The sequence below is a fragment of the Ensifer adhaerens genome (assembly GCF_028993555.1).
Lineage (GTDB): Bacteria > Pseudomonadota > Alphaproteobacteria > Rhizobiales > Rhizobiaceae > Ensifer > Ensifer adhaerens_I.
In genome coordinates, this window is sequence record NZ_CP118611.1 from 1,165,144 (window position 1) to 1,189,024 (window position 23,881).

The 23,881-nt window shown below is 61.9% G+C and carries 19 protein-coding genes and 1 pseudogene; 14 read left to right on the forward strand and 6 right to left on the reverse strand.

Features of this window, described 5'->3' with window-relative positions; genetic code table 11:
- The first annotated feature begins 81 nt into the window (after positions 1–81).
- Both PWG15_RS25510 and PWG15_RS25515 read left to right on the forward strand, forming a co-directional pair.
- A complete protein-coding gene (locus tag PWG15_RS25510) occupies positions 82–906 on the forward strand; it encodes a creatininase family protein (protein WP_275026895.1) in 825 nt (274 codons plus the stop codon).
- Positions 907–1,054: 148 nt separating this feature from the next.
- A complete protein-coding gene (locus PWG15_RS25515) occupies positions 1,055–2,587 on the forward strand; it encodes an ABC transporter substrate-binding protein (RefSeq protein ID WP_275026896.1) in 1,533 nt (510 codons plus the stop codon).
- A 221-nt stretch (positions 2,588–2,808) separates the two neighbouring features.
- On the opposite strand, the gene PWG15_RS25520 is transcribed toward PWG15_RS25515, so the two are convergent.
- On the reverse strand, positions 2,809–4,824 hold the full coding sequence (locus PWG15_RS25520) for a transcriptional regulator (protein WP_275026897.1): 2,016 nt from the start codon (positions 4,822–4,824) through the stop codon (positions 2,809–2,811).
- Between the two features lie 79 nt (positions 4,825–4,903).
- On the opposite strand from PWG15_RS25520, the gene PWG15_RS25525 reads away from it, so the two are divergent.
- The 7 genes and pseudogenes from PWG15_RS25525 (at position 4,904) to ppk2 (ending at position 14,565) form a co-directional block, all read left to right on the forward strand.
- Complete coding sequence (locus tag PWG15_RS25525) at positions 4,904–5,992, forward strand: PLP-dependent cysteine synthase family protein (RefSeq protein WP_275026898.1); 1,089 nt, start codon at positions 4,904–4,906, stop codon at positions 5,990–5,992.
- 12 nt (positions 5,993–6,004) lie between these two features.
- A complete protein-coding gene (locus PWG15_RS25530; protein ID WP_275026899.1) occupies positions 6,005–7,507 on the forward strand; it encodes a pyridoxal phosphate-dependent decarboxylase family protein in 1,503 nt (500 codons plus the stop codon).
- A 572-nt stretch (positions 7,508–8,079) separates the two neighbouring features.
- The gene (locus PWG15_RS25535; RefSeq protein WP_275023789.1) at positions 8,080–9,507 is read left to right on the forward strand and encodes an ISNCY family transposase; all 1,428 of its coding nucleotides are present in this window, start codon (positions 8,080–8,082) and stop codon (positions 9,505–9,507) included.
- A gap of 237 nt (positions 9,508–9,744) precedes the next feature.
- Positions 9,745–10,670 (forward strand): annotated as a pseudogene (locus PWG15_RS25540) (IS30 family transposase); the annotation flags it as partial.
- Between the two features lie 411 nt (positions 10,671–11,081).
- The gene (locus PWG15_RS25545; RefSeq protein WP_275026900.1) at positions 11,082–11,243 is read left to right on the forward strand and encodes a hypothetical protein; all 162 of its coding nucleotides are present in this window, start codon (positions 11,082–11,084) and stop codon (positions 11,241–11,243) included.
- Positions 11,244–11,948: 705 nt separating this feature from the next.
- Positions 11,949–13,745, forward strand: a complete 1,797-nt coding sequence (locus PWG15_RS25550; RefSeq protein ID WP_275026901.1) for a SulP family inorganic anion transporter — start codon at positions 11,949–11,951, stop codon at positions 13,743–13,745.
- Complete coding sequence (ppk2, locus tag PWG15_RS25555; protein WP_275026902.1) at positions 13,714–14,565, forward strand: polyphosphate kinase 2; 852 nt, start codon at positions 13,714–13,716, stop codon at positions 14,563–14,565. The genes PWG15_RS25550 and ppk2 overlap by 32 nt, the downstream gene beginning before the upstream one ends.
- Positions 14,566–14,670: 105 nt before the next feature.
- Here ppk2 and PWG15_RS25560 read toward each other — a convergent pair whose 3' ends face one another.
- From PWG15_RS25560 to PWG15_RS25575, 4 genes are all read right to left on the reverse strand, one after another.
- On the reverse strand, positions 14,671–15,141 hold the full coding sequence (locus PWG15_RS25560; protein ID WP_275027211.1) for a histidine kinase: 471 nt from the start codon (positions 15,139–15,141) through the stop codon (positions 14,671–14,673).
- A 343-nt stretch (positions 15,142–15,484) separates the two neighbouring features.
- Positions 15,485–17,365 (reverse strand): patatin-like phospholipase family protein, encoded by a 1,881-nt coding sequence (locus tag PWG15_RS25565; RefSeq protein WP_275026903.1) that lies wholly within the window; start codon positions 17,363–17,365, stop codon positions 15,485–15,487.
- 340 nt (positions 17,366–17,705) lie between these two features.
- Entirely contained in the window at positions 17,706–18,236 is a 531-nt protein-coding gene (locus tag PWG15_RS25570) for an MgtC/SapB family protein (RefSeq protein ID WP_275026904.1), read from the reverse strand.
- A gap of 115 nt (positions 18,237–18,351) precedes the next feature.
- On the reverse strand, positions 18,352–18,798 hold the full coding sequence (locus PWG15_RS25575) for a pseudoazurin (RefSeq protein WP_425536817.1): 447 nt from the start codon (positions 18,796–18,798) through the stop codon (positions 18,352–18,354).
- Positions 18,799–18,942: 144 nt separating this feature from the next.
- On the opposite strand from PWG15_RS25575, the gene PWG15_RS25580 reads away from it, so the two are divergent.
- The 5 genes from PWG15_RS25580 (at position 18,943) to PWG15_RS25600 (ending at position 22,414) form a co-directional block, all read left to right on the forward strand.
- Entirely contained in the window at positions 18,943–19,608 is a 666-nt protein-coding gene (locus tag PWG15_RS25580) for a MarR family winged helix-turn-helix transcriptional regulator (protein ID WP_275026905.1), read from the forward strand.
- 220 nt (positions 19,609–19,828) lie between these two features.
- Positions 19,829–20,377, forward strand: coding sequence for a carboxymuconolactone decarboxylase family protein (locus tag PWG15_RS25585; RefSeq protein WP_275026906.1), 549 nt, complete (start codon positions 19,829–19,831; stop codon positions 20,375–20,377).
- Between the two features lie 47 nt (positions 20,378–20,424).
- A complete protein-coding gene (locus PWG15_RS25590) occupies positions 20,425–20,988 on the forward strand; it encodes a peroxiredoxin family protein (protein ID WP_275026907.1) in 564 nt (187 codons plus the stop codon).
- Between the two features lie 12 nt (positions 20,989–21,000).
- Positions 21,001–21,708: a glutamine amidotransferase gene (locus tag PWG15_RS25595; RefSeq protein ID WP_425536818.1), complete on the forward strand. Its 708-nt coding sequence runs from the start codon at positions 21,001–21,003 to the stop codon at positions 21,706–21,708.
- Positions 21,701–22,414, forward strand: a complete 714-nt coding sequence (locus PWG15_RS25600; RefSeq protein WP_275026908.1) for an MOSC domain-containing protein — start codon at positions 21,701–21,703, stop codon at positions 22,412–22,414. Before PWG15_RS25595 ends, PWG15_RS25600 begins: the two co-directional genes overlap by 8 nt.
- Here PWG15_RS25600 and PWG15_RS25605 read toward each other — a convergent pair.
- Positions 22,404–23,864 (reverse strand): FAD/NAD(P)-binding protein, encoded by a 1,461-nt coding sequence (locus tag PWG15_RS25605; protein WP_275026909.1) that lies wholly within the window; start codon positions 23,862–23,864, stop codon positions 22,404–22,406. The two genes, PWG15_RS25600 and PWG15_RS25605, sit on opposite strands and share 11 nt — an antisense overlap.
- Positions 23,865–23,881: the final 17 nt, after the last annotated feature.

The following is a 23,881-nucleotide window of genomic DNA, read 5'->3' on the forward strand; positions in this document are numbered from 1 at the left end:
TTCCGTATCTTTCCCAATGGCGGTGGACGCGGTCGCACGCGGCGACCCGAAAATAGTTTGATCTGATGAAAGAGGCCTAGCATGAAGAAGGAAGTTGAATGGGCGCGCATGACCGCACCCAGCCTGCGCGAACTCGCCGGCAAGCCGGGGGCGCTTGCCGTCCTGCCGATCGGCTCTCTGGAGCAACACGGGCCGCACTTGCCGGTCATTACCGACACCGCCAGCGCATCGGCCGCCGCCATCCGCGCTGCACGTCTGGTTGCCGATGATGTTCCGATCGCAGTTCTTCCTGGCCTATGGCTCGGCATGAGCGAGCACCACCTGCCTTTCGGCGGCACCATCACGCTCGACTACGACACGCTCAGCCGTGTCATCCGCTGCATCGTCCGCTCGCTGAAGACGCTCGGCTTTTCGCGCCTGTTCATCGTCAACGGCCATGGCGGCAACATGGAACCGCTTGCGGTTGCCGTGCGCGAACTGGCAGTCGAGTTTGCCATGCCGATTGTCGCCACAACGCCATGGATGCTGGCTCCCGAGGACGCCAAGACGATTTTCGAGGTCGACACCGGCGCCCATCATGCCTGCGAGGGCGAAGCGTCGGTCATGCTGGCGATCGTTCCGGACGCGGTAAAAACCGAAATGTTCGGCCAGGCCTTCGGCAACCAGCAGCATCCTGTCGACGTGCCGGCGGACGTGTCGCGCTTCTATTCCTTCGCGGAGCGCGCTCCGGTCACCGGAACCTGGGGTGATCCGCGCAGCGCAACAGCGGAAAAGGGCGAACGCTTCCTCGATCTGCAGGCGGGCGAACTGGTGAAGCTGATCCGCAACGACGTGCTCTGGACCGCGCCGGATCCGGTCTGGACGCCCGGCCGCGGCCTCGGCACGACGGCCGGCAAAGCCGATTGACCTCAGCCGGGCAGACATTCGCCGGACATCGCACATTCCATTCCCAAGGGAGGACACGCCAATGAACATGAAATTCGCGCGGACGCGCAAAACCCTTGTTTCCCTGTTTGCAGCGACGATGCTTTCGGGCGTTGCGTAGACGCCCGCGATGGCGAAGACGCTCGTCTATTGCTCGGAAGGCTCGCCGGAAGGCTTCGACGCCGCACTCTACTCGGCCAACAGCACGTGGGATGCTTCGGCCGAGACGATCTATGACCGCCTCACCGAATTCGAACCCGGTACCACCAACGTCGTTCCTGGCCTCGCCGAAAGCTGGACCATTTCCGACGACAATCTCGAATATACGCTGAAACTGCGCGCGGGCGTGAAGTTCCAGGCGACGGACGATTTCACTCCGACGCGTGATTTCAACGCCGACGACGTGCTCTTCACCTACAATCGCCAACTGGACAAGGACGATCCGTGGAACAGTTATTTCCCAGGAGCCAACTGGGAAATGTTCAACGCAATGGAGATGCCGGCGGCCATCAAGGATATCGTCAAGGTCGATGACAGGACCGTCAAGTTCGTGCTGAACCAGCCGGATGCGTCACTTCCGTCCAAGCTTGCCCTGAACTTCGGCTCGATCATGTCGAAGGAATATGCCGACAAGCTGGCGGCAGAAGGACGGCGCGAGGACCTCGACCGCAAGCCCGTCGGCACCGGGCCGTTCCGCTTTGTCGATTACCAGCAGGACGCGGCGATCCGCTTTGCGGCGAATGCAGACTATTGGGACGGTGCGCCGAAGATCGACACCCTCATCTTCGCGATCACCACCGATGCGACCACACGCATGCAGAAGCTTCAGGCGGGCGAATGCCATGTCGCACCGTATCCGGCGCCGGCCGACGTTGCCGGGCTGAAGGCAAACCCGGATCTGACCGTCCTGGAACAACCGGGTCTCAATGTCTCCTATCTCGCGATGAACACCTTGGTCGCGCCTTTCGACAAGCTGGAAGTGCGCCGCGCCATCAACATGGCTATCGACCGCAAGGCTATCGTCGATTCCGTCTATCAGGGCATGGGGCAGATCGCCAAAAGCGTGCTTCCGCCGACGATGTGGGGCTACAACGGCACCATTGAGGGCTACAACTACGATCCGGAAGCGGCAAAGAAGCTCCTCGACGAAGCCGGTGTCAAAGATCTGAAGATGAAAATCTGGGCGATGCCCGTCAGTCGTCCTTATATGCCGAATGCCCGCCGCGCGGCGGAGTTGATGCAGGCGGACCTTGCCAAGGTCGGCATCGGTGTCGAGATAGTTTCTTACGAATGGGGCGAATATCTGAAGAAGGTGCGCGACGAAGCACGCGATGGCGCCGTCATCCTCGGCGGCACGAGCGACAACGGCGATCCGGACAACCTGCTCAGCTACTTCTTCAGTTGCTCCGGTGTCGGCGGCAGCAACAATGCCAATTGGTGCCACAAGCCGCTCGACGAGATGTTCCAGAAGGCGCGTATGAGCGCGGATCAGAGCGAACGGACCAAACTGTATGAAGAAGCGCAGGCCCTGATCAGCGATCAGGCCCCGTGGGTTCCGATTGCGCATTCCACGGTCGCACTGCCGATGTCGAAGAAGGTGAAGAACTACGTGATGGAACCCTTGGGTTCGCATCGTTTCGACAAGGTTGATATCGACGAATAACCCCACACGTTGGGTCTTGGCGCGCCTGTTCCGGCAGGCGCGCTGTTGTTGTCTGCGGCAAAGACCTCGCTGGCCGGAAAGGCCGCATCCGGCCCAAGGCAAGGAACGGAGCGCAATCTTCACGAACTCGGTGGCATCCACCCGTCGTTTGACCGAGATGTCGATCCGGCTGGCATCGCACGCGGCCAGGCCGTCGGCTCTGCTCCATTCTGTCCGATCATTCAGGTCGCCAACCCGATCAAGCCAGCCGCTTCGCGATATCGGGCGATGACGTCGGGTGTGAAATGGAACGTGTCGAGGAAGTTGTCCGTTCGATAGTTCGGGTTCTGGTGGCGGATGCGGGCGGCGTAGTTGCGGGCCTCACTGAGGCGCCCGGCAAGGGCGAGGCAGTGGGCGGCGATCGCAAGGATGTGGACATGTGCGTTCGGGCGGGCGGCCGCCTTGACCGCCCAGCTGGCGGCTTCCTCGAAGGCGCCCAACCGAATGAGGGCGATCGCCCTGGTGCCGAGCATACCGAAGAGAAGCGGATCGTAGGGGCTCAAGAGCCGTGAATGATCGGAAGCGGCGATCGCCGCCGCGGGATCGCCTGACTGCGAGTGAACAAAGGCGAGCGCGTAGTGCCCAAGCGCAAAGTTCGGGCTGAGATGGACGGAGTGCTCCAGTTCGCGCACCGCCTGATCATGGTCACCGGTCAGCCAAAGGGCGCGCCCCATAGACCAGTGTGCGGCCGGATTCTGATCGTCGACCAACAGGCTCTGCCCCGCGGCTTTGAACGCCTCCCGGGTTTCGGCGTCGCGGTCGCCCCAGCGCTGGAACGCCTTTTGCCAGTGTGTGAAGGAAAGCCCCGCATGGGCGCGTGAGAAGGTCGGATCGAGGTGGGTCGAGAGACGGAAGAACTCGGCGGCACGCGCGTTTTCCTCGGCGGTGAAACGAAACATGTGCCAGAGGCCGCGGTGATAGGCCTCCCAGGCGTCGAGCGAGTCAGGATGCTTCAGGATTGCCCGGTTACGCTCTTCGTTCTCAATTTCGGCGGCGATTGACGAGACGATGCTATTACCGACCTCGTCGAGGAGGGCGAAGCGCTCGGCGGAGCGTGCCTCGAAGCGCTCCGTCCAGACGATATGTGCGGTCGCAGCCTCGGCGACCTCCACGGTGACCCCGATCCCGTGATCGTGTTGTTCCAGGAAGCCGGTCGCGATGTAATCGACGCCGAGCCGGCGGCCGATTTCCTGCAGTTCGAGCCCTTCGCCGGCGATCGCAAAGACGGACCCGCGAGCGATGACGAAGAGGCTGCGCAAGCGCGCCAGTTTGCTGATGACGTCATGTGCTATCGCGCCGCCGAGATCGGACCGTCCACCCGGGTCTGGCGCAAGTTCACGGAACGGCATCACCGCGATCGAGGCGCGGCGCGAGCCTACCATGCGTGCAGGTTCGACAGGTTCGCCGACGCTGTCAGAGATGATCGTCACGGGCGATTGCCGGGGCGGGCGCCGGAGGCGCTCCCATGCCTCGCGGATCGGTGCGAAATCCTCGCCCTCATCGGCAAAGAGGCGCGCCGCCGCATCGAGATGCCGGTGGCCGGCGTCGATCATCCGCCTGTGGCACAGTTCCGCCAGGAAACGGATGTTCGCTCCGGCGTCGAGCGGTGCGAGGTCGAGCCATTGCCGGGCTGCCGGCATGCCATCATCCCCGCCGATGGGTGTCTTCTTGCCGATTTCCGCCGCGACCTCCAGACTGTACAGCCGAAACTCGCTCCTGAGCGATGTCAGCCAGTGTTCGAAGGCGGGGCAATTGCCGATGTCGGCGCCTTCAAGGAGATCGCCGCTGCTCCGCTCAGCGATCGTCCGCAGTTCCGACAAATCGAGATTGCGGACACCGCGCCGCCTTGCCTCTATGAGCTGCAGCGCGTCGACCTCACAGTCGTTGAGGTCGAGCGAAATCCGGTCGCCTGTGGCGATCACGCGCCGGCGAGCATCCGTGTCCATGAGCAAGCGGATTTTGCTCAAGCTCCAGCGCAATTCACCGCGCGGGTCGCTCGGCACTCCCCAGAGCAGATCGCAGAGCCGCTCACGGGGAACGGAACCGGGCGCGAGCGCCAGATAGGCGAGCAGCCCGCGGACCTTGCGCGACGGCGGCAGGGGTATGGCCACGCCGCGGCGCATGAGCTTCATCGGTCCGAGGAGCCGCAGTTCCAGCTCCCGCGCCGAAAAAACCACGTCCGGTCCATCCGTTCCCATGCGCACTCCCACGCGGGCTCCCACGCCGGCAGTTTAGCATCCCTCGCGTAACCTAGCATCCGGAAGAGTGAGAGGATCCATGCCCACGAATTCAGGACAGAGAACCACGAGCGGCCGCGGGCGGCTCTTTGACAGCGTGCTGGAGACGATCGGCGATACGCCGGCGATCCGCATCAACAATCTCAGCGTCGGCAATGCGACCATTTATGTAAAGGCGGAGTTCTTCAACCCGGCTTCGTCGGTGAAGGACAGGCTGGCGGTTGCGATCATCGAAGACGCGGAACGCAGCGGTAAGCTGAAGCCCGGGCAGACCGTGGTCGAGGCCACCAGCGGCAATACCGGTATCGGGCTGGCGATGGTCTGCGCGCAGAAAGGCTACCCGCTCGTCGTCACCATGGCCGACAGTTTCTCCGTCGAGCGTCGCCGGCTGATGCGCATGCTGGGAGCCAAGGTTGTGCTTACGCCGCGCGCCGAGAAGGGTCTCGGCATGTATCGGAAGGCAGCGGAGCTCGCCGAGAAGAACGGATGGTTCCTCGCCCGACAGTTCGAGACAACAGCCAACGCTGCGATCCACGAAGCGACGACCGGCCAGGAGATCGTCAACGACTTCGCTGGCTCCCGCCTCGATTACTTCGTCACCGGCTACGGCACAGGCGGCACGCTCGTCGGCGTATCTCGCGTGCTGCGTCGTGAACGGCCGGAGACGAAGATCGTCCTTGCCGAGCCCGCCAACGCTCAACTGCTCGGCAGCGGCCATGTGCAGCAGCGCGGCACGGGTGGTGCGCCGGTCGCGAGCCATCCCGCCTTCGAGCCGCATCCGATCCAGGGCTGGACACCGGACTTCATACCGGACGTCCTGCAGGAAGCGATCGACAACCGCTACTACGACGAACTCATCCCGATTGCCGGTCCGAAGGCGATGGAATGGGCAAAGGCGCTGGCGCAGAAGGAGGGCATCTTCACAGGCGTTTCGGGCGGCGCGACTTTCGGCATCGCGCGTCAGATCGCGGAACGCGCACCGGCGGGCTCGGTGATCCTCTGCATGCTGCCCGACACCGGCGAGCGCTATCTGTCGACGCCACTGTTCGAAACGATTCCTGCAGACATGGATGTCGAGGAGTTGGAGCTGTCGCGATCAACACCCGGCTTTCAACTCGCAGCCGAGTAAAGGAAGAGAGCGATGGACGCGCAATCGCTGGACCGGAGCGAGGAATCGCTCAATCAGCCGGAACGCCTGATCCCTCCGGAAACCCTCGATCCGCCGGACTGGTCGTCCGTCGCGGCGCTCGCCCGTCGGATCGTCGACGATGCCGTCGACCACGTCGGCCGGGCGCGCGAGCGTCCGGTTTGGCGGCCGCTGCCTGCGGAGGTCGAAGCGCTGTTCCGGGCGCCGGTTCCAGAACAGCCGACCCCGATCGAGGATGTGTACGCACTGGTCAAGGAAACGGTGCTGGCCTATCCGATGGGCAACATCCATCCGCGGTTCTGGTCCTGGTACATGGGCTCCGGCAACTTCACAGGGGCACTCGGGGATTTCCTTGCCGCGATCCAGGGTTCCAATCTCGGGGGAGGGCGTCATGCCGCTGCGCTGACCGATCAGCAGGTCGTCGGCTGGCTTCGCGACATGATCGGCTTTCCCGAGACAGCGAGTGGTACGCTGGTCAGCGGTGGTTCGGTGGCTAATCTGGTCGGGTTGACGGTTGCCCGAAACGCCATGGCAGGGATCGATCTGCGCGAGGAGGGGGTTTCTGCCCTCAAGGAGCCCCTGCGTTTCTATGCCTCCGACCAGGTCCATTCCTGCCACCGCAAGGCGGTCGAGACGCTCGGCCTCGGCAACAAGGCGCTCAGGCGGATCCCGACCGATAGCCGCTACCGGATCGACCTTGCGAGCCTTCGCGCAGCGATCGAAGAGGATCGCGCGATCGGTTTCAGGCCGGCCTGCGTCATAGGCACCGCCGGTACGGTCAATTCCGGTGCAGTAGACGATCTCGCCGCCTTGGCCGAGATCGCCGCAGAGCAAGATCTCTGGCTCCATGTCGACGGCTGTATCGGTGCGCTACTTTCGATCTCGCCTGCGAACGCCTGGCGTGTGAAGGGCATCGAGCGGGCGGATTCCGTCGCGCTCGACCCGCACAAATGGCTTCATGCCCCGTTCGAGGTCGGTTGCGCGCTCGTGCGGGACCGGGTGAAGCACCGGGACGCGTTCGCCGTTTCGCCTGAATATCTCCAGGGCATGTCGCGCGGCATCGCCTCCGGCGAGTGGCTCCACGAGTTCGGCCTGCAGACCAGTCGTGGCTTCGCGGCGCTCAAGGTCTGGATGGCGCTGATGGAGCACGGCGTTGCCAAGTTTGGCCGCCTGATCGACCAGAACATCGCACAGGCGGCCTTCCTTGCGGACCTCGTGCGCTCGCATCCGCCGCTGGAACTCCTCACGGAGCCTGAAATCAACATCGTCTGCTTCCGCTATGCGCCGGAAGGTCAAAGCGAGGAGCGGCTGAAAGAGATCAATGTCGAGATCATGTTGCGTCTGCAGGAAACCGGTGTGGCAGCACTTTCCGACACAACGATCCGAGGGAGGCATTGCCTGCGTGCGGCGATCTGCAACCACCGTACCCGCTTGGAAGACCTCAACCTGCTCATCTCGGAAGTATTGCGGCTTGGCAGCGAGGTTGCCCCGTCGTGATCCGCTTCGCCCATCGTCGCCAAAGCGCAGAGGTCCGAGTGTGCAATTTCAGCTTCACGCCGCTGCGCGATCGAACTCGGGTGTCTGCAATGGGCTGATGACGGAGGTGAAGCCTGACACGAGAGCCGTCGCCGCTATCAGCACCAAAGGCTTCTCCGTGTTTTCCTTCTGTTTCCCATCCCTGGTTCAAGCAGACCGATTTCACAGGAATAGTCGATCCCGGTTCTGGGCAATCGGCAGTTACGGTTGAGCCTATAGACGCACCGGCCTTTGACTGGTTGATCTCGATGAAAACATCAATCTCAACGCCTGCAGCACCGCTGACAGAGTGCCGTCGGCAATGGGGCCTCGGTTCGATGCGGTCGGCATCGATCTATGTATTCCGGCAAGTAAATAAGTTCCATAATCTATCTTATGTGATCTTTGTGTGTAGTGGCATTTTAGAAATGCGACACATAGGCCAGTTAGAGATGCGACAGTCGTCGCCTCTTGGGATGCTGGTCGAAGGTCAGCGTTGGGGAGCAAGATCGCGACTTGCATCATGGCCAAGGCCATCTGTGTTCGGAGTCGTCATGTCTTGTTTGATCGTCATGTCGCAGAAAGAATTGCATCGCCTTGAACTCATTCAGCGGATTCGCGGTGGCAGCCTGAGTGTCGTCGAGGCGGCCGAGTTGCTTCGTCTTAGCCGCAGTCAGGTCCACCGGCTGTTGCGGGCCTATGACCTGGCCGGCGGCGACGGACTGGTCTCGAAGAAGCGCGGCCGTCCGAGCAACCGGCGCCACAGCGAGGATTTCCGCAACCTGGTGCTCGACCTGGTGCGTGAGCATTACGTGGATTTCGGTCCGACCTTGGCGGCCGAGAAGCTGATCGAACGCCATCGGGTTTCCGTCAGCAAGGAGACGCTGCGTCAGTGGATGATGGAAGCCGGACTTTGGCTATCACGCCGGGAGCGTAAGAAACGGGTCTTCCAGCCGCGCCGGCGGCGCGATTGTTTGGGCGAACTGGTTCAGATCGACGGCTCGCTTCATTGGTGGTTCGAGGGCCGTGGCCGCAAATGCGCCCTGCTCGTCTATATCGACGATGCGACCGGCAAGCTTCTGCACTTACGCTTTGCGGCTTCAGAGAACACCTTTGACTATCTGCACGCGACGAAGGCCTATTTGCAGCAATGGGGCAAGCCGATTGCGTTCTACAGCGACAAGCACGGCGTTTTTCGCAGCACGCATGCGTCGGAGAAGGACCGCACGAGCGGTCTGACGCAATTCGGTCGGGCGCTTTATGAGCTCAACATCGACATCATCTGCGCCAACACTCCTCAGGCGAAAGGCCGTGTGGAGCGCGCCAACCAGACGCTGCAGGATCGGCTGGTGAAGGAATTGCGGCTGCGCGGCATCGACACGATCGCGGCGGCCAATGCCTATGCGCCGGAGTTCATGGCCGACTTCAATCGCCGCTTTGGCAAGGCGCCGCGCAATCCGAAGGACATGCATCGGCCGGTTGCCGCGCATGAGAACCTCGATGGTGCGATGTGCCGCAAGGAGGTTCGGAAGCTGTCGAATTCGTTGACGCTGCGCTATGACAAGGTGATGTTCATTCTCGATCCGACAGATCGCGCAGCGGCGCTGGCTGGCAAGAAGGTTGTGGTTTGCGACTATCCCGACGGACGCCTGGAGATCACAGACGGGCAAGCCACCCTGCCCTACAGGACGTTCGACACGTTACGGTCCGTGCATCGCCCTGATGTGGTCGAGAACAAACGGCTGGATGACATGCTTTCGATCGTCGCTGAGCTGCAGGCCGGCCGAGAGCAACAACGCAGCAAAGCCGGTCCGCGTCGGACTGGGCAAACGGATCATATGTTCGGCATTCGCGATGGCAGCCAAGGCAATGGCTATCAGAAGCGTGGCACCAAGCCAGGACGGAAGACCGATTTTACCCAGGATCCTGTGGTTATCGCAAAGCGGCGGCAAGCCCTTGCGCAGCTGAAAGCGGCGGAGTGATCGGGGTGTCAAAGCTAAAGTTTATTTTGCCACTAGAGCCATCCGCCGCCGCCCGGGCTGCGCAACCCTGACCAGCTCCACCCGGACGGCGGCTTGCGTCTGCGTATTATGCAAATATGTTCACTTGAAACCGCAGTAATAAACGATAGGATCATGTCGCGTTTCTAATTTGATTACTTTGTCTCAGCTTTAAATAGCTGTGACATTGTGCTTTGGCTGGGCGGCTTCCATTTTCAAATGCAACAGAGACAAATCGGCCATCGCCAGGCGGCGCGGACGCTTCGCCGAGACCGCTCGACCATCTGCCGCGAGCTGCGGCGGAATTTCTGGCATGACCGTGAGGTTCCCCCTGCGGAAGGTTACTGACACGTGACGGCGCACCAGATGACTGAGGATCGGCGTCGACGCTCCCGCAAGCTTTTGCACGACCCGCTCCTTTGTGCCACGGGTATCGATCGTCTGAAGGATGGCTGGTCACCGGAACGGATCTCAGGACGCCTGAGGCTTATCCGCGCGTCCTCGGCGCGACTGAGCCATGAGACGATCTATCAGTACGTTTATTCTCCGGAAGGTCAGGACCAACAGTTGGGGCGTCACTTGCCGGAACGACGGCGCAAGCGACGTCCCCGATATGCTCGAAAGCCGAGAAGCCTAGTCTTTCCAAGCGAATGCGCCATCGGCCAGACAACGTCAACTCCCGCAGCGACTTCGGCCACTGGGAGGCAGATCTGATGATCTTCCGGAAGGAGCATGGATCGGCCAACGTCACCACCGTCGTGGAGCGCAAGAGCCGCTATACGGTTCTGTTCCGTAACAACGACAGGCGTTCGAAGCCGATTATGGGGCAGCTGATACGTCATCTAGGCGCCCTACCCGCACACGCCCGGCAAAGCCTGACGTTTGATCGAGGCCTGGAGTTCGTCTCGTGGCGCGAACTGGAAAAAGGCATGGGAACATCGGTCTGGTTCTGCGACCCACAAGCGCCCTGGCAAAAAGGCACGGTTGAGAACACCAACAAGCGTGTACGGCGCTACCTGCCGCCAGAGACCAGCGTCCTAGATGTGCCCACTCGGGAGATCCGTGCATTGTGCGAGCGCCTCAACACCACCCCGCGCGAGTGCCTGGGGTTCCAGACGCCGAAGGAGATCGCGATGCTGACATTAGCGTCATGTATTTTCTGCACGGCATCCGAAGCAATTGAGTCTTGCGCTCGTCATGTTCTATTGCACGGTCGTGCAAGATGCAGACGTCGTCGAGACACCCCGACCGTAGCACCAAACTGCTGCGGACTTTCCGGAGGCAGTTCGGAAGAATTCAACGACACGGCTACGCACCACGGTCAAACCGTAGCCCGCAGCCCTTCTGAGCCGCGCGCGACGTGTAGGCTGTTGGCGCGGGAGGTTTTGCATGTGGCTACCGGCCGAGCGTATGTCGGCCAATTCGCTAACCCCATTTACGCATTTGTCTAATCCTTGACGGCTGCGTGCACTGTGACACGCTATGACTTCTCGGTTGTAATGCGTAGGGGGCATCCAGTGAAATTCTCAAAGGCCAAGAAGAAACATCCCGGAAAGATGCATAAGACAGTCGGTGCGATCGGTCGTTACGACGATGGCTTCGTCGGCGGCGGCCGCGCCAACCCCGGTTTCTCCTATCGGGGAAGATGGCTCAACGAAGGATGCCCCGGCACCTTCGAGACATGGCTTGTCAACAAGGGCGTGATGCCCAAGGTTTAACAACGACGCCCGGACGGTGTTTCCATGGACTGCGCCGTCCGGCGTGCCGAACTGTCTTGCGCCTCGGTCGCGCGCTCAACGCTCCGTCACGGAAGCCTGGCGATCCGGCGGCAGCTTCGTTGCGGCGCGCCGTTCGTCGGTGGGACGTCATGCTGCTCAAGCGCTATGTTGAATAATGTTTGCGTCGGGCCTTCAGCCTTTCCAACGCCCCTGCGACCAAGGCAGGAATTCGCGGCGGATCGTCCAGGCGTGCGGCTTCGAGCAGGCCGTCGGAGTAAGCGGCAGCGTCCAGGGCCATAACGGGTGGTGCGCGCTGCGAAGTGAGTGATGTCTGCCTCACTTTCTGGCAGAGGATTGCATCTTCGACGTACCTTGTCATGGAAGCGGAGGAGATATGGACCAGCGACAGCCGCGGGATACTTGACGCGTCAGGGCACGCCGTCACCGCCCTTCAGTCATCCGGCGGAGCGGGTTCGCGCGTCCAACTGTGACAATCGGGGGCTCCCGTCGCTGGCGACTCAAGATCGACACACGTTGTGGAGGCTTCTGCCGAGCGGACCGTGCAACTTTTGCGCATCGTGCATCGTCAGGCAAAACGAAAAGTTTTGCATCCCTAATATACCCAATGCTATGGTCGATTGGTTTGACCCTCTCGCTCGGCAGAGCCCGTTGCCGGCAGGGGAGGCATAGTCCGGGGGCCCGAGCATGCCATTCAATCTGCCTCGCTTGCCGTTGCTCGCGAACCTCGATGGTTATCGCGTCGGCTGGCTGCGCAGCGATATCTCCGCCGGACTTGCGATCGCCGCCGTCGGGCTGCCAAGCGCCATCGCCTACCCCGCTATAGCCGGACTGCCCGCTGAAACGGGCCTCTATGCCAGCATAACGCCGCTCATCGCCTATGCGCTCTTCGGCCCATCGCGCCAGCTCATCGTTGGACCGGACGCTGCGACGATGACCGTGTTGGCAGCGGTTTTGACAACCGTATTCGCTACATCTGGCGCGACAGTCGACCGGGTGACGGCGGCCGCCCTACTCGCGCTGATCGTCGGCATCCTTTGTCTGCTTGCACGCCTTGTGCGGCTCGGGGTGCTGGCTACCTTTCTGTCCCGCCCGATCCTGACCGGCTTCTTCGCCGGCATCTCGCTGTCGATCCTGGTTGGGCAGATCAAGCGCGTTACCGGCGTCAATATCGAGTCCGAGGGACTGGTATCCCCTGTTCTTGAACTCCTGCGGCAAGCCGGTTCGATCCATTGGCCGACCCTGGCCTTCGCCTTGGCCTGCTTTGCCCTCTTGCAAGCGGCGCGCATCTATCGCTCGCCCATACCGGGGCCTGTAATCGTCGTTTTCGTGGCGGTCTTGCTTTCCTTTCTCTTTGACTTCGAAGGCCAAGGAATGGCGGTCGTCGGCGATATACCGCAAGGGCTGCCGTCGCTCATCCTGCCGCGCATCGGGAACCTGCCGATCGATGCCTTGCTGACGGGCGGAGCCGCCATCTTCCTTGTCAGTTTCGGCGCCGGCGTCATCACCGCGCGTAGTTTCGCAACGCTCGGCGGTTATCGGGTCGATCCGAATCAAGAACTGACGGGATTCGGTGCGGCAAACTTCGCCGCCGGCCTGTTCGGGACATTTCCGGTCACGGCTTCGGATTCCCGCACCGCCGTCAACTTTGCTGTCGGTGGCCGTTCGCAAATCGCAAGCCTGGTCGCGGCCGCCACCCTCATGGCGGTGCTCGTGTTTCTCGGCGGCGTACTGCGTGTCCTGCCAATTGCAGCGCTGGGTGCAATTCTCGCGGCAACGGCAATCAGCTTGATCGACATCGGGGGGCTCAGGCGGATCTGGCGCGTCAACCGGATCGAGTTCGTTTTTGCCCTGATTGCACTGTGGGGACCGATCGGCCTCGGCGTTTTGAACGGCGTGGTCATCGCCATTGCCGCAACGCTGATCTATCTGCTGCTGCAGACCATGTATCCGCACGACGCCCTGCTCGGCAGGATTCCTGGCCGGGACGGCTTCTACAAGCTGCACCGCGCACCGGACGCCCGTCCGGTGCCGGGCTTCGGCGCCTGCATGATCCAGGACAGCCTGCTTTTCTACAATGCGGACTATGTGCGGGAGCGGCTGACGGCCATTGCCGATGAACTGCCGCGGCCGGCCCATTGGCTGGTGATTGATGCCAGCGCGATCCCCCAGATCGACAGCACCGCCGCCGAGATGCTCGGGGATCTGGCCGACGAACTGAAGGCCAGCGACATCGCGCTCGGTCTGGCCGAACTGCACACGGATGCCCGCGCCCTGCTCGACCGGGCCGGCATCCTCGAAAGAATTGGGCCGACCATGATCTTCGAGGGCATGGAGGACGCGCTCGACGCCTACGAGGCCCGGTACGGCGAAGGCAAGGCGGCAGACGGCGAAATCGCTGCGAACTCCAACGCCGTGAAGACAGCACGCAGTATCGAAACGGGAGGGAACGATGGGAAAGCACGAAGGCAAGAAAAAGAATAAGGACAAGAACGGCGCCGACAAGGTTGCCGAAGCAGCAGCACCAGAGGAACGGTCATCCGCGGACTACGACGGGGAGCTCGCCCGATTGCAGGAGGAGATCGCACACCTGCAGGCCTGGGTGAAGAAGAGCGGCGCCCGCATCGTCATCGTCTTCGAAGGACGCGATGCCGCAGGCAAGGGTGGCGTGATCAGGCGGCTCACCGAGCGCGTCAGCCCTCGCGTCTTCCGGGTTACGGCCCTGCCCGCACCCACGGAGCGGGAAAAGTCGCAGATATACATGCAGCGCTACATTCAACATTTGCCGGCAGCCGGCGAGGTCGTGATCTTCGACCGGTCCTGGTACAACCGCCCGGGCGTGGAACGCGTCATGGGTTTCTGCACGGATGACAGCGCCAGGCGTTTCCTTGAACTCGCGCCGCGCTTCGAAGCGGCAATGGTTGAAAGCGGCATCGTCCTGCTGAAATACTTCCTCGACGTCAGCGAAAAGGAACAGGAGCGCCGGTTCCGCCAACGCATCGCAGACCCGTTGCGCCAGTGGAAACTCAGCCCCATGGACGTCGAATCCTATCAGCGCTGGTGGGACTATACCCGGGCCTATAACGAAATGATCCGCATGACGGACACGGAATATGCCCCCTGGTGGATCGTGCCGTCAGACGACAAGAAGCGGGCGCGGATCAATTGCATCTCGCACATTCTCGCCTCGATCCCCTACGAGCGCGTGAAGTTCTCCGAACCGGACCTCGGCAAGCGCCAGAAGCGACCTGATGGCTTCGTAGCGGACGATCACGTTCGCAGAAACGTGCCTGACGTTTTCTAGAATGGTAGGCCCGCGCCTTCCGGCGCCGGCCTACAGCATCGATTGAGCGCTCCCTGATAGCGCTTCCGGTGCCGGCGCGCCATCCAACACCTGGCTTGATCGCGTTCAGGCCTTGTCCGGAGCCCAGTTCAGGAAGAACCCGACATCGCCGGGCACACCACCCGGAAAATTGATGATCATCGCCTTCAGCTTGTAGCCCTGCGGCTTGCCATAGGTTTGATAGCGATCGAAAAACTCTTTCGCCTTGCCTTGCAGCGTGTTGGGCCAGTCGCGGTCGCCGCTGTTGATGGCGCGTCCGCTATCCGTGCAAAGCTCGGAGGGGAAGCTATAAACCATCGCCTCAAACTTTCCGGCCTTGACGGCGTTCGTGACAAGGCGGCGTACGATCCCAATTTCCTCTTCGGTCACATGTTTCTTGAGAAAATCGGCGGCAAAGTCGGCGTGTTTCTGCTCTTCGATGGCTTTCAGCCGCCGCTCCTTGTCCATTTCCTCCATCTCGCGCTGCAGCATCTGCATTCTCAAGTCCTGGGCGCTCAAGGGGTTTGCGGTTGGGTCTAGATCTTTTTTCTCAGGCATCGCGTCGATCCACTTCAAGCAAATGGGAACACTGTGGCGGGGCACACGCCTGCCGTGCGCTGCATGCCAAAGACGTCCCGCAGGTACATCCAAGGGAACCCGATCGGCATACCAATTCGGGGACGAAGCACTTTCGAGTATGAGCCGCTTCTTGTCCGAGGGCTCTCTATTTATTGATCTTTCTCACCACCAAACGGGATAGCCGATGTGGGCTAATCCCCCACAAGGCTATCCTAAAATACTACAACCGCAAGAGGACGGTGACAATTCGGAATGAGCGATCAAATTCATCCGGAACTCCAGTTTCACCGCCACGTTTCCTATCACCGGAGGGTGGGGCCTGCTACAGGGCGGACCGGTCCCGGCCATTCACGATCGACTGCGACAGGTCGTGTCCAGGCGGAATGCCGAGTATCTGCAGGAGCTTCGGATCGCTCTCGCTGAGACGGTTCTCGATCCATCTCTTCGTCCAGTCGTAAGCGTCGGCGTAGAGCTCGGAATGCCGGCTCCAGTCCATGAACCCGATTGCGTTCGACATCGGCGGGGAGACGAGGAGATCGCGCTCACCGAGCATGAGCTCTTCCGGCCTGTGTGCCAATACGCTGGCCGTAATCACCTGGATTACGCTCGGGACCTTCGGCAGGTTGGCACGGCCGAACGGTGTGAGCATCCGCACCGCCAGTTCGGACGCCCCAGGGATGCTGTCATAGTCGATATGATGTTTTCTTGGTCCGTCGGACCCAAGACTGGCGACTACATTGGGCCCCGTCTTGAGGTCTTTCATCTGCTCCAGCGGCAGATTGTTCATGATGGCGCCATCGACGAGCATATCGCCTTCGGCGGTAAAGTACGGCGGCAGGACGCCGGGGATCGAGCCCGACGCCCTGACAGCCTGCCAGAGCTTTCCCCGACGGTGGACATGCGCCTGCCGGCTGCTGAGATTGGTCGACAGAGCAAAGAACGGAAGCCAGAGGTCCTCGATCAGAACGTCGCCATATTCCGCCTGCAGCGTGCGGTCGAGCACCTTGTGATCGAGCAGCGCATATTGCGGCAAGGTGAGACGACGAAAGGCGCGGCTCTCGACGAAGATGATGTGTGTTCCCCGGTCGATCGCGTCGGCGTCCAATCCTCTCGCGAACCCGGCCATGATCGCGGCTCCGGAACTGGTGCCGCCGAGATAGTCGAAGGACGCTCCGGCCTCGACGAATGCCTTATAGACCCCGATATGCGCGCAGCCGAGCGAGCCGCCGCCGGCGGCAACGAAGCCCCTCGCCTCACCCGATATGAACCGGACCAGACGTTCGACATCCTGCCGATCTTCCAGCGAAACGTGGTGATGCTGGCGAACGCCGGGCCGTGCATCGAGCCAGGCGGCGGTTCCGGAAACCGTTGCCGCGCGCGTCCTGTGGACAAGCACAAGCCGAAGGTTGGACGGCGTGTGGACCGAGAGCGCCAGCGCTTCGCAGGAACTGAGGCCGGGTGGATCGGATGCGTCGGCGAACAGCAGGACGTTGTCGGCCTGGCGGATACACACACGCGTCCATTCGCTTGGCTCGTCGTCGGCGACATAAATGATGATGTCGGCCTTGATCTCGAGATGGTTCAGCCAGTCGAGCACGGACTGATCGTCGATCGGAAGCCTGGCGAAGCGGTCTTCGAGGTCCCTTCGGGTCAGGAACACGGCTCGCTTATGCGCAAATGCAGCGCGGAGCTGTGCGATAAAATCAGGTGAAATCCGACTGCGGCCGGCAGGAACGATTGCCAGCGTCCGGAGCCTGCAGGGCTGCTTGGTCTGCGCCTGCGCTGGCGACTGCATGGCGAACCGGCGCGCAAGAAACGTCGTCACCGACTGGCGCAGACTGGGCAACGCCTTGGCGGCCCGCTCGAACTGATCGTCGCGAATCTCGAGTACGATGGAATCACGCGCTGCAATCACTGTGGCAATGCGCGGCAGCGCGGCGAAGAAGCCCACCTCGCCGACGAGCTCGCCCTGGCCGATCTCGGCGACGGGCTGCGCAACACCCTCCCGGTGCACCGTGAAGCGGCCCGACAAAACGACGAAGAAGCGGTCCGAGCGGTCTCCCTCACGGACGAGAATTTCACCACGGCGCAAGATCCTGCGATCGGAGTTGGCGGCCAGGGCCTCCAATGCGGACAAGGACGTCTGGTCGAACAGCAAGGTCGCCGATAGCAATTTGGCAGCAAAGGAACCGGTAGAATCCATCGAACCTTCCTTGATACAGCGTCTGTCGACCTTAGCGGTTCCGACAGAAATTGCCGAACAGATTTGCGCGATCCGCGATCGGCAAAAAGAGCGCCGCATGCCCAAGCCGCCGATGTGTGGAGCCGCCGCTTCGGCTACCGCAAAGGCAATTGGATGAAAGAGTTCACGCAATAGGTTGTTTGAATAGACATATTCCGTTTTGCAACGAGCCTGATCTTAACGTTGCGGACTGTAAACAGGACGCTTCGGGCGCGCCAGAGACTTTCCCTCCATGGCACTCGGCCGGCATGGAGTTTTGACGAGATGGCCGGCGCTCGATCGCATCGCGTGGAAGCCAAACCTAACGCTTGGCGTTGGTATCGTTCGCCTCGTCCCGCGGTTCCACATCAGGCTTTTCGTAGCACATGGCCCGCGCCTCGATGGAGCCGATGACGAAGAGGACAGAGAAGGCAGAAGCAACTGCAAAGCCGGCGACGACCCATTGACCGAAGCCCACAGCAAGGCCGATGGCCCCCGCGAGCCAGAGGCTGGCACCGGTCGTTATCCCCTGAACTTCCCCCCTGGAAAGCACGATGGTGCCGGCGGCGAGAAAGGCAACGCCCGCGGTCACCGCTTCCACGACCCGCAGCGGATCGAGGCGGACGCGATCGTCGAAGAAGCCTCCGAGACGGACGCTTTCGAGTGAGATGATGCCGAAGGTGCACGCGGCAAGGCAGACGAGCATATGGGTCTTGAGGCCCGCTGGTCGCGCCTTTGCTTCACGCTCGAAGCCGATGATCGCACCAAAAAATAGCGCGCCGAGAATGCGCGCAAACATGACGGGATAGGAAATCTGTGAAGACGGGAATAGTTCGGCGGCGATCTGATCCATGCGGAACCAACGCGAAGCCTTCGCATTGGTTCCGCATGATGGCGCCGCGCCTCACCCAGTGCGCGGACGCCTGGAGCGGCCTGTCCCCACCCCGCTCCGAAGCGTAGCCAGGTGCTTAGTTTCCAAGCGCCACCAGGGCGGCATCCAGGCGCTCCTGCGCCTTCTTCGGGTTCTTGGCAGCCTTCACGGCATCGAGATTGGCAGGGGCGTCTCCGACCTGGACGACGCCGACCATGCCCATACCGTAGTGCGGCGTGCACTTGACGGCGTAGACCCCGGGTGCGGTGAAGGTCACCTTGTAGTTCTCATTGATCTTGCTCTTGAAAGCCTCGGCACCATCCGGGATCATGCCCTTGATGGTTTCGACATTGTGCCCCTTATCGGTCGGGATGAAGGTGACCGTGTCGCCGGGCGCAACCTTCAGCGACGCCGGCTCGAACACCATCGCGCCTTCCTTGCCCTTGTTCAGCATGTGCACTTCGAAGTCTGCGGCGGCTGCAGGTGCTGCGACAAGCATTGCCGCGATGGCGATACCCAATCCGCTCTTGATTGCATTCAACATCGTCTTCTCCATTTGAGCGACCAGCCCGTGCTCGGGTTGTTCGAACAGAGAAATAGGCCCCCGATGCCCCCTCTACTTTGATGCGCGTCAAATTCGCAGCGCTTTTCCAACGTCCGATTGACAATACATAGGATTCCTATATTTATGCTCGCCATGAGTATCGAACCTGGCAACACACCCACTTTGGTCGACCGGATCGGCGACGGGCTATCGCGCGTGGCAACGGCCATGCGCAGCGAGGCCTGGACGGCTGCCGAGGCGATCGGCCTCAATCCGACGCAATTGCAGATCCTCACCTTTCTCGTCGCCCGTGGACGGAGCGGCATGCGTGTCAAAGAGATTGCCGCCTATCTCGGCGTCAGCCAGCCGACCACGACGGATTCGGTCAATGCGCTCCTGCGCAAGGGGCTTGTCGAGAAACAGGCCGACCCGAGCGACGCACGTGCTCTTAAAGTTGCGGCGACGTTGCAGGGCGAGGCCGCAGTGCGCCAGGCTGGTCAACTGGCATCGGCGACCGAAGATGCTATCGCAGCGCTCTCCAAACTCGAGCAGCAGGACCTGCTGATGCACCTCATCAAGATCATCCGCCGCCTACAGTCGGTCGGGGCGATCCCGGAACAGCGCATGTGCGTCAACTGTCGCTACTTCCGGCCCAATGTCTACGACGATCCGAAAGCACCGCACCATTGCGCCTTCGTCGATGCCGCCTTCGGGCCGTCGGAGTTGCGCGTCGACTGCGGTGAATTTGAAAGCGCCGACGCTGCGGATCGGGACGCGGCCTGGCGGGTTTTCAACCGCGGCGCGGCCTGAAATGAGAATGAAAGGAAACACGAGCGCCGGCAACCAAGTCCGGGGCAAGTCCGGGGCAAGACCGCGAGCGCGACCATGCTCTCGCCCAGCTTCAACATCGGGGCCCACGAGCACCCGTCTCAGTACTGCGAGCAGGCGTCGATGATGTTGGCGCCGGTCCGACGACTGCCATCGGCGGACCGGCAATTTTCTCCCTCCACGCAAACAGAAAGAGAAAACCATGAGCAGAATTAATCTAGTTGACCCCATTTCCGCAACCGGCGCCAGTGCTGAACTGCTTGGCGAGATCCGGTCCGCCTTCGGGGTCGCGCCCAACATGTTCCGGGCGGTCGCCAACTCGCCGGCTGCCCTTGCCAGCATGTGGGGCTCTTTCGGCGCGCTCGGAAATGGCCGCCTCAGCGCCAAGCTCGGCGAGCAGATCGCCGTTGCCGTCGCCGACCGCAACGATTGCCACTATTGCCTGGCCGCCCACACCGCACTTGGCCGCAAGGCCGGCGCGACCGCCGAGGAGATGGTAAGCGCGCAACGGGGCAAATCATCCGACCCGAAGACGGCGGTCGCGTTGACGTTCGCCCAAAAGCTCGTCGATGCCCGCGGCCAGATCACTGACGCCGACGTACGGGCGCTACGTGATGCCGGCTACGACGATCAGGACGTGGTCGAGATCATCGCCCATGTCGCCCTCAACCTCTTCACCAATTACATCAACGTTGCGCTTGCCGTGCCGGTCGATTTTCCCGGCGTGAAGCTCGTACGCGAAGCGGCCTGACAAGGCGGCCGGGCGGCACGCCCGTCCGGCCTTCTCCGGAGAAGACAATGAACAGCAACTATCGGATCGCGGCGCCGGAACTCGCCGTTTCGAAATGGTTCAATGCCCCGACACCCCTCAGCCTCGAGCGACTTCGCGGACGGGTCGTTTTCCTCCATGCCTTCCAGATGCTCTGCCCCGCATGCGTTTCGCACGGACTGCCGCAGGCGCAGCGCGCCCAGGACATCTTTCGCGAGACCGACCTCCAGGTCATCGGCCTGCATTCGGTGTTCGAGCATCACGCGGTCATGACGCCGGAGGCACTCAAGGCCTTCATCCACGAATACCGGCTGACCTTCCCGATTGCCGTCGATCAACCATCCGACGATGGGCCGATACCGAAGACAATGGAGCGTTACGGCATGCGCGGGACACCGACTGCGATCATTATTGGCCGCGACGGCCACGTTGAATACCATCGCTTCGGTATCGAAGACGATATGGTCGTCGGCGCACGCCTGGCGACACTGCTCGCTACCCCGATCCCGGACTTCTCCGCAGCAGTTTCGGAAACGCTCGGATGTACGAGCGACGGCTGCACGATCCCCGATACCCAGAATGGTCGCCGCTAGAGGAGACGCATGATGACCACGATGAAGGCCGTTGCCGTGCGGCACGTGCATTTCGAAGACCTTGGCACCTTTGCGGACGCGCTGGCCGCGGCGGGGTTTGCCATCGAGTATCGAGATGTCGGCAATGCCGACTATCTGTCGTTCGATCCAATCGAGCCGGATCTTCTCGTCGTGCTCGGCGGGCCAATCGGCGTCTATGAGGAGACGGCCTATCCTTTCGTGGCGGAGGAGATCTCGCTGCTGCAGACGCGTCTTGCCGCAAATCGACCAACGCTTGGCAATTGCCTGGGCGCGCAACTGATCGCTCGGGCACTCGGCGCGCGCGTCTATTCGTCCGGCATCAAGGAGATCGGCTTTTCGCCGCTTGGCCTCTCATATTCAGGCCTCGCCTCACCTCTCCGTCATCTCGCGGACATTTCCGTATTGCACTGGCATGGCGACACCTATGACCTGCCGCCCGGAGCCGATTTGCTGGCGTCGACACCACAAATCGTGCAGCAGGCTTTCATGCGCGGGCGCAACATCCTGGGCTTGCAGTTTCATCCTGAGACGGAAACGGGTGCTGCCTTCGAACGCTGGTTGGTCGGCCATGCCTGCGAACTGGCGGCAGCAGGATTGAGCGTGCCGGATCTTCGTGCCGATGCGGAGCGCTTCGGCCCAAGCCTGAAGCGCGCTGCCACAGCGATGATTGGCGAGTGGCTGGAACAGATTGATGATTGACCGGCAGCCGATCACGCTCGACGCCCTGCTCGTCGGTGGCCTCGCGCCGATCGACGATCGCGGGACCCTGAGCGGCATTGACAAGCATCCGCTCGACGGTGCCGTTTTGCTCTGTGCCACCGGCTTTTCCGGCGACCATCAGGGTGACCTGAAAAGGCACGGCGGTGTCGACAAGGCCGTTCATCACTATCCTCGGGATCACTACCGAGCCTGGGCGGACGAGATCGGTTCCATCCCGCTGTTGCGACTGCCGGGCGCATTTGGTGAAAATCTCTCGACCCTGGGGCTGACGGAGAGAGATGTCGCGGTCGGCGACCGCTTCCGCATCGGCGGCGCTCTTCTGGAAGTAAGCCAGGGAAGGCAACCCTGCTGGAAACTGAACCGCCGCTTCGACTTGCCGGACATGGCGCGGCGCCTTCAGCAATCCGGGCGCACCGGCTGGTATTATCGCGTCGTCGAGGGCGGACTGTTATCGGCTGGCGACCGAATGCACCTCGTCGAGCGCCGCCATCCGGAGTGGACGATCGCCCGGCTCTGGCACTTCCTCTACGTCGACACGCTCAACCGGGAGGCTCTCGAAGAGATCGCGAATCTCGCAATACTCCCTTCCAGCTGGCGGGATTATGCAGCCAAGCGCCTGCAAACACACACGGTGGAGGATTGGTCGCGACGTCTCGACGGAGAAGCCACGCCGGTCAACGGCTAGCGACGTCGCGCGCTTTCGTTGTCTGCCTTTGCTGCATTCTTGCGACGGTAGCAACACGCCGGCTATCTCGTCTCGACTTCACCAACATGTCTGCAACCTCGTTGGCGACGAATATTGCGTGATCGTTGACTTGCGGCAGGCCCATGAGTTCGCCAAACGTACCGCGCGCCAGCGGCCCCGCGACGATCAGCGATCGCTCGGCCATGCCGTTCGCACCGATCGCACAGCTGACCTCGTCACAGGCAAGCCCCAGACCCACGTCATCCGAACGCAACCACCCTTGTGATGCGAGATCGGCAAGCCAACCCTGGCTTGAAAGTATTCCTGTATGGGCCGGACCGGTCGTCACCACGCAGGCATCGAAGAGCAGGCGCTCCCTGTGGCCCGTGTGCCGGTGGCGGATATCGACGGCGATGACCTGACCGCGTCTTTCGACCTCCTCGATCGAAGCTCCGAGGATTCGGAGCCGCCCCTGCTCCAGCCCATGCAGGATCGCTCCATCGATCTGTGGCGCAACGCGAAAACGGTGAACGTCCCAGAAGGGACGCAGATGGCGCACGAGCCGGCGGCGCTCCGTCACCGGCAGGGCCCGCCAGATCTCGCCACCTTGGCTGCGAAGCGCATCGAAAACGCCATGCCAGCTCGTACCGATGTCGGCCGCATCCAGCAAGGCACGCCGGACCCGCTTCAACAGTTCGAGTGCGGTTCGCGCCGGTTCGCCGGTAAAATCGCCGAAAGGCTCCTGGGGCACGGCCGCATGGCCGCGTGACCGCAGGCCGCGGCGCGACAACGCAACGATCGGCCCACGATGATCGGCGAGACCCAACGAGGCAATCACGTCGGCTGCCGTGAGCCCGTTTCCGACGACAAGGACGTGGTCATCGGCGCGGATGCAGGCCAAGGCACCTGCAACGGTGGAATCAGGCACATAGCGCGGGTGGCCGTGAAGGACCTGATCCAGGTGCCGTGGGGCGCACGGCGCCGGATGGGTGGTGGCGATAACGACGATATCGGCCAGCAGTTCCGTGCCGGCCGAACTGCTCAGCCGCCAACGGCTCCCGCGGCGCTCGATGTGCTCGACGCGTTCGCGCCGATGCTCCACCTTTCCACTTTTCAGAAAGGGCGCGATGAACTCGCCGACATAGCGGCCGAACACTGCCCGGCGCGGATAGAGATTGCCGTCGACCGCCAGGGCCTCCGGATCATCGCGCGGTTCACCTCTTGTCACCATCCAGTTGAGGAAATCGTCGGGATCATCGGGAATGAGGCTCATGCGCGCGGCCGGCACATTGATGCGGTGCGCAGGATTGTCCGTGTCATAGGCGAGGCCTGCGCCAAGTCGCACCCTCGGCTCGAAAACAACAATGTCCGCGCCGTCACTTGCCGCGTTTCGCGCCAGGTTTGCAGCAACCGCCGCCCCGGTGAAGCCGCCGCCGACGATTGCGATCACGGTTCGGCGCGCCGTTC

Bases quoted from the DNA above. Each gene is read 5' to 3' on its own strand.
- PWG15_RS25575 (WP_425536817.1), bottom strand. From the start codon at position 18,798: ATGTTGAATGCAATCAAGAGCGGATTGGGTATCGCCATCGCGGCAATG.
- PWG15_RS25545 (WP_275026900.1), top strand. From the start codon at position 11,082: ATGCATAAGACAGTCGGTGCGATCGGTCGTTACGACGATGGCTTCGTC.
- PWG15_RS25580 (WP_275026905.1), top strand. From the start codon at position 18,943: ATGCTCGCCATGAGTATCGAACCTGGCAACACACCCACTTTGGTCGAC.
- ppk2 (WP_275026902.1), top strand. From the start codon at position 13,714: ATGGGAAAGCACGAAGGCAAGAAAAAGAATAAGGACAAGAACGGCGCC.
- PWG15_RS25525 (WP_275026898.1), top strand. From the start codon at position 4,904: ATGCCCACGAATTCAGGACAGAGAACCACGAGCGGCCGCGGGCGGCTC.
- PWG15_RS25590 (WP_275026907.1), top strand. From the start codon at position 20,425: ATGAACAGCAACTATCGGATCGCGGCGCCGGAACTCGCCGTTTCGAAA.
- PWG15_RS25510 (WP_275026895.1), top strand. From the start codon at position 82: ATGAAGAAGGAAGTTGAATGGGCGCGCATGACCGCACCCAGCCTGCGC.
- PWG15_RS25550 (WP_275026901.1), top strand. From the start codon at position 11,949: ATGCCATTCAATCTGCCTCGCTTGCCGTTGCTCGCGAACCTCGATGGT.
- PWG15_RS25585 (WP_275026906.1), top strand. From the start codon at position 19,829: ATGAGCAGAATTAATCTAGTTGACCCCATTTCCGCAACCGGCGCCAGT.
- PWG15_RS25520 (WP_275026897.1), bottom strand. From the start codon at position 4,824: ATGGGAACGGATGGACCGGACGTGGTTTTTTCGGCGCGGGAGCTGGAA.
- PWG15_RS25515 (WP_275026896.1), top strand. From the start codon at position 1,055: ATGGCGAAGACGCTCGTCTATTGCTCGGAAGGCTCGCCGGAAGGCTTC.
- PWG15_RS25530 (WP_275026899.1), top strand. From the start codon at position 6,005: ATGGACGCGCAATCGCTGGACCGGAGCGAGGAATCGCTCAATCAGCCG.
- PWG15_RS25560 (WP_275027211.1), bottom strand. From the start codon at position 15,141: ATGCCTGAGAAAAAAGATCTAGACCCAACCGCAAACCCCTTGAGCGCC.
- PWG15_RS25600 (WP_275026908.1), top strand. From the start codon at position 21,701: ATGATTGACCGGCAGCCGATCACGCTCGACGCCCTGCTCGTCGGTGGC.
- PWG15_RS25535 (WP_275023789.1), top strand. From the start codon at position 8,080: ATGTCTTGTTTGATCGTCATGTCGCAGAAAGAATTGCATCGCCTTGAA.
- PWG15_RS25595 (WP_425536818.1), top strand. From the start codon at position 21,001: ATGACCACGATGAAGGCCGTTGCCGTGCGGCACGTGCATTTCGAAGAC.
- PWG15_RS25565 (WP_275026903.1), bottom strand. From the start codon at position 17,365: ATGGATTCTACCGGTTCCTTTGCTGCCAAATTGCTATCGGCGACCTTG.
- PWG15_RS25570 (WP_275026904.1), bottom strand. From the start codon at position 18,236: ATGGATCAGATCGCCGCCGAACTATTCCCGTCTTCACAGATTTCCTAT.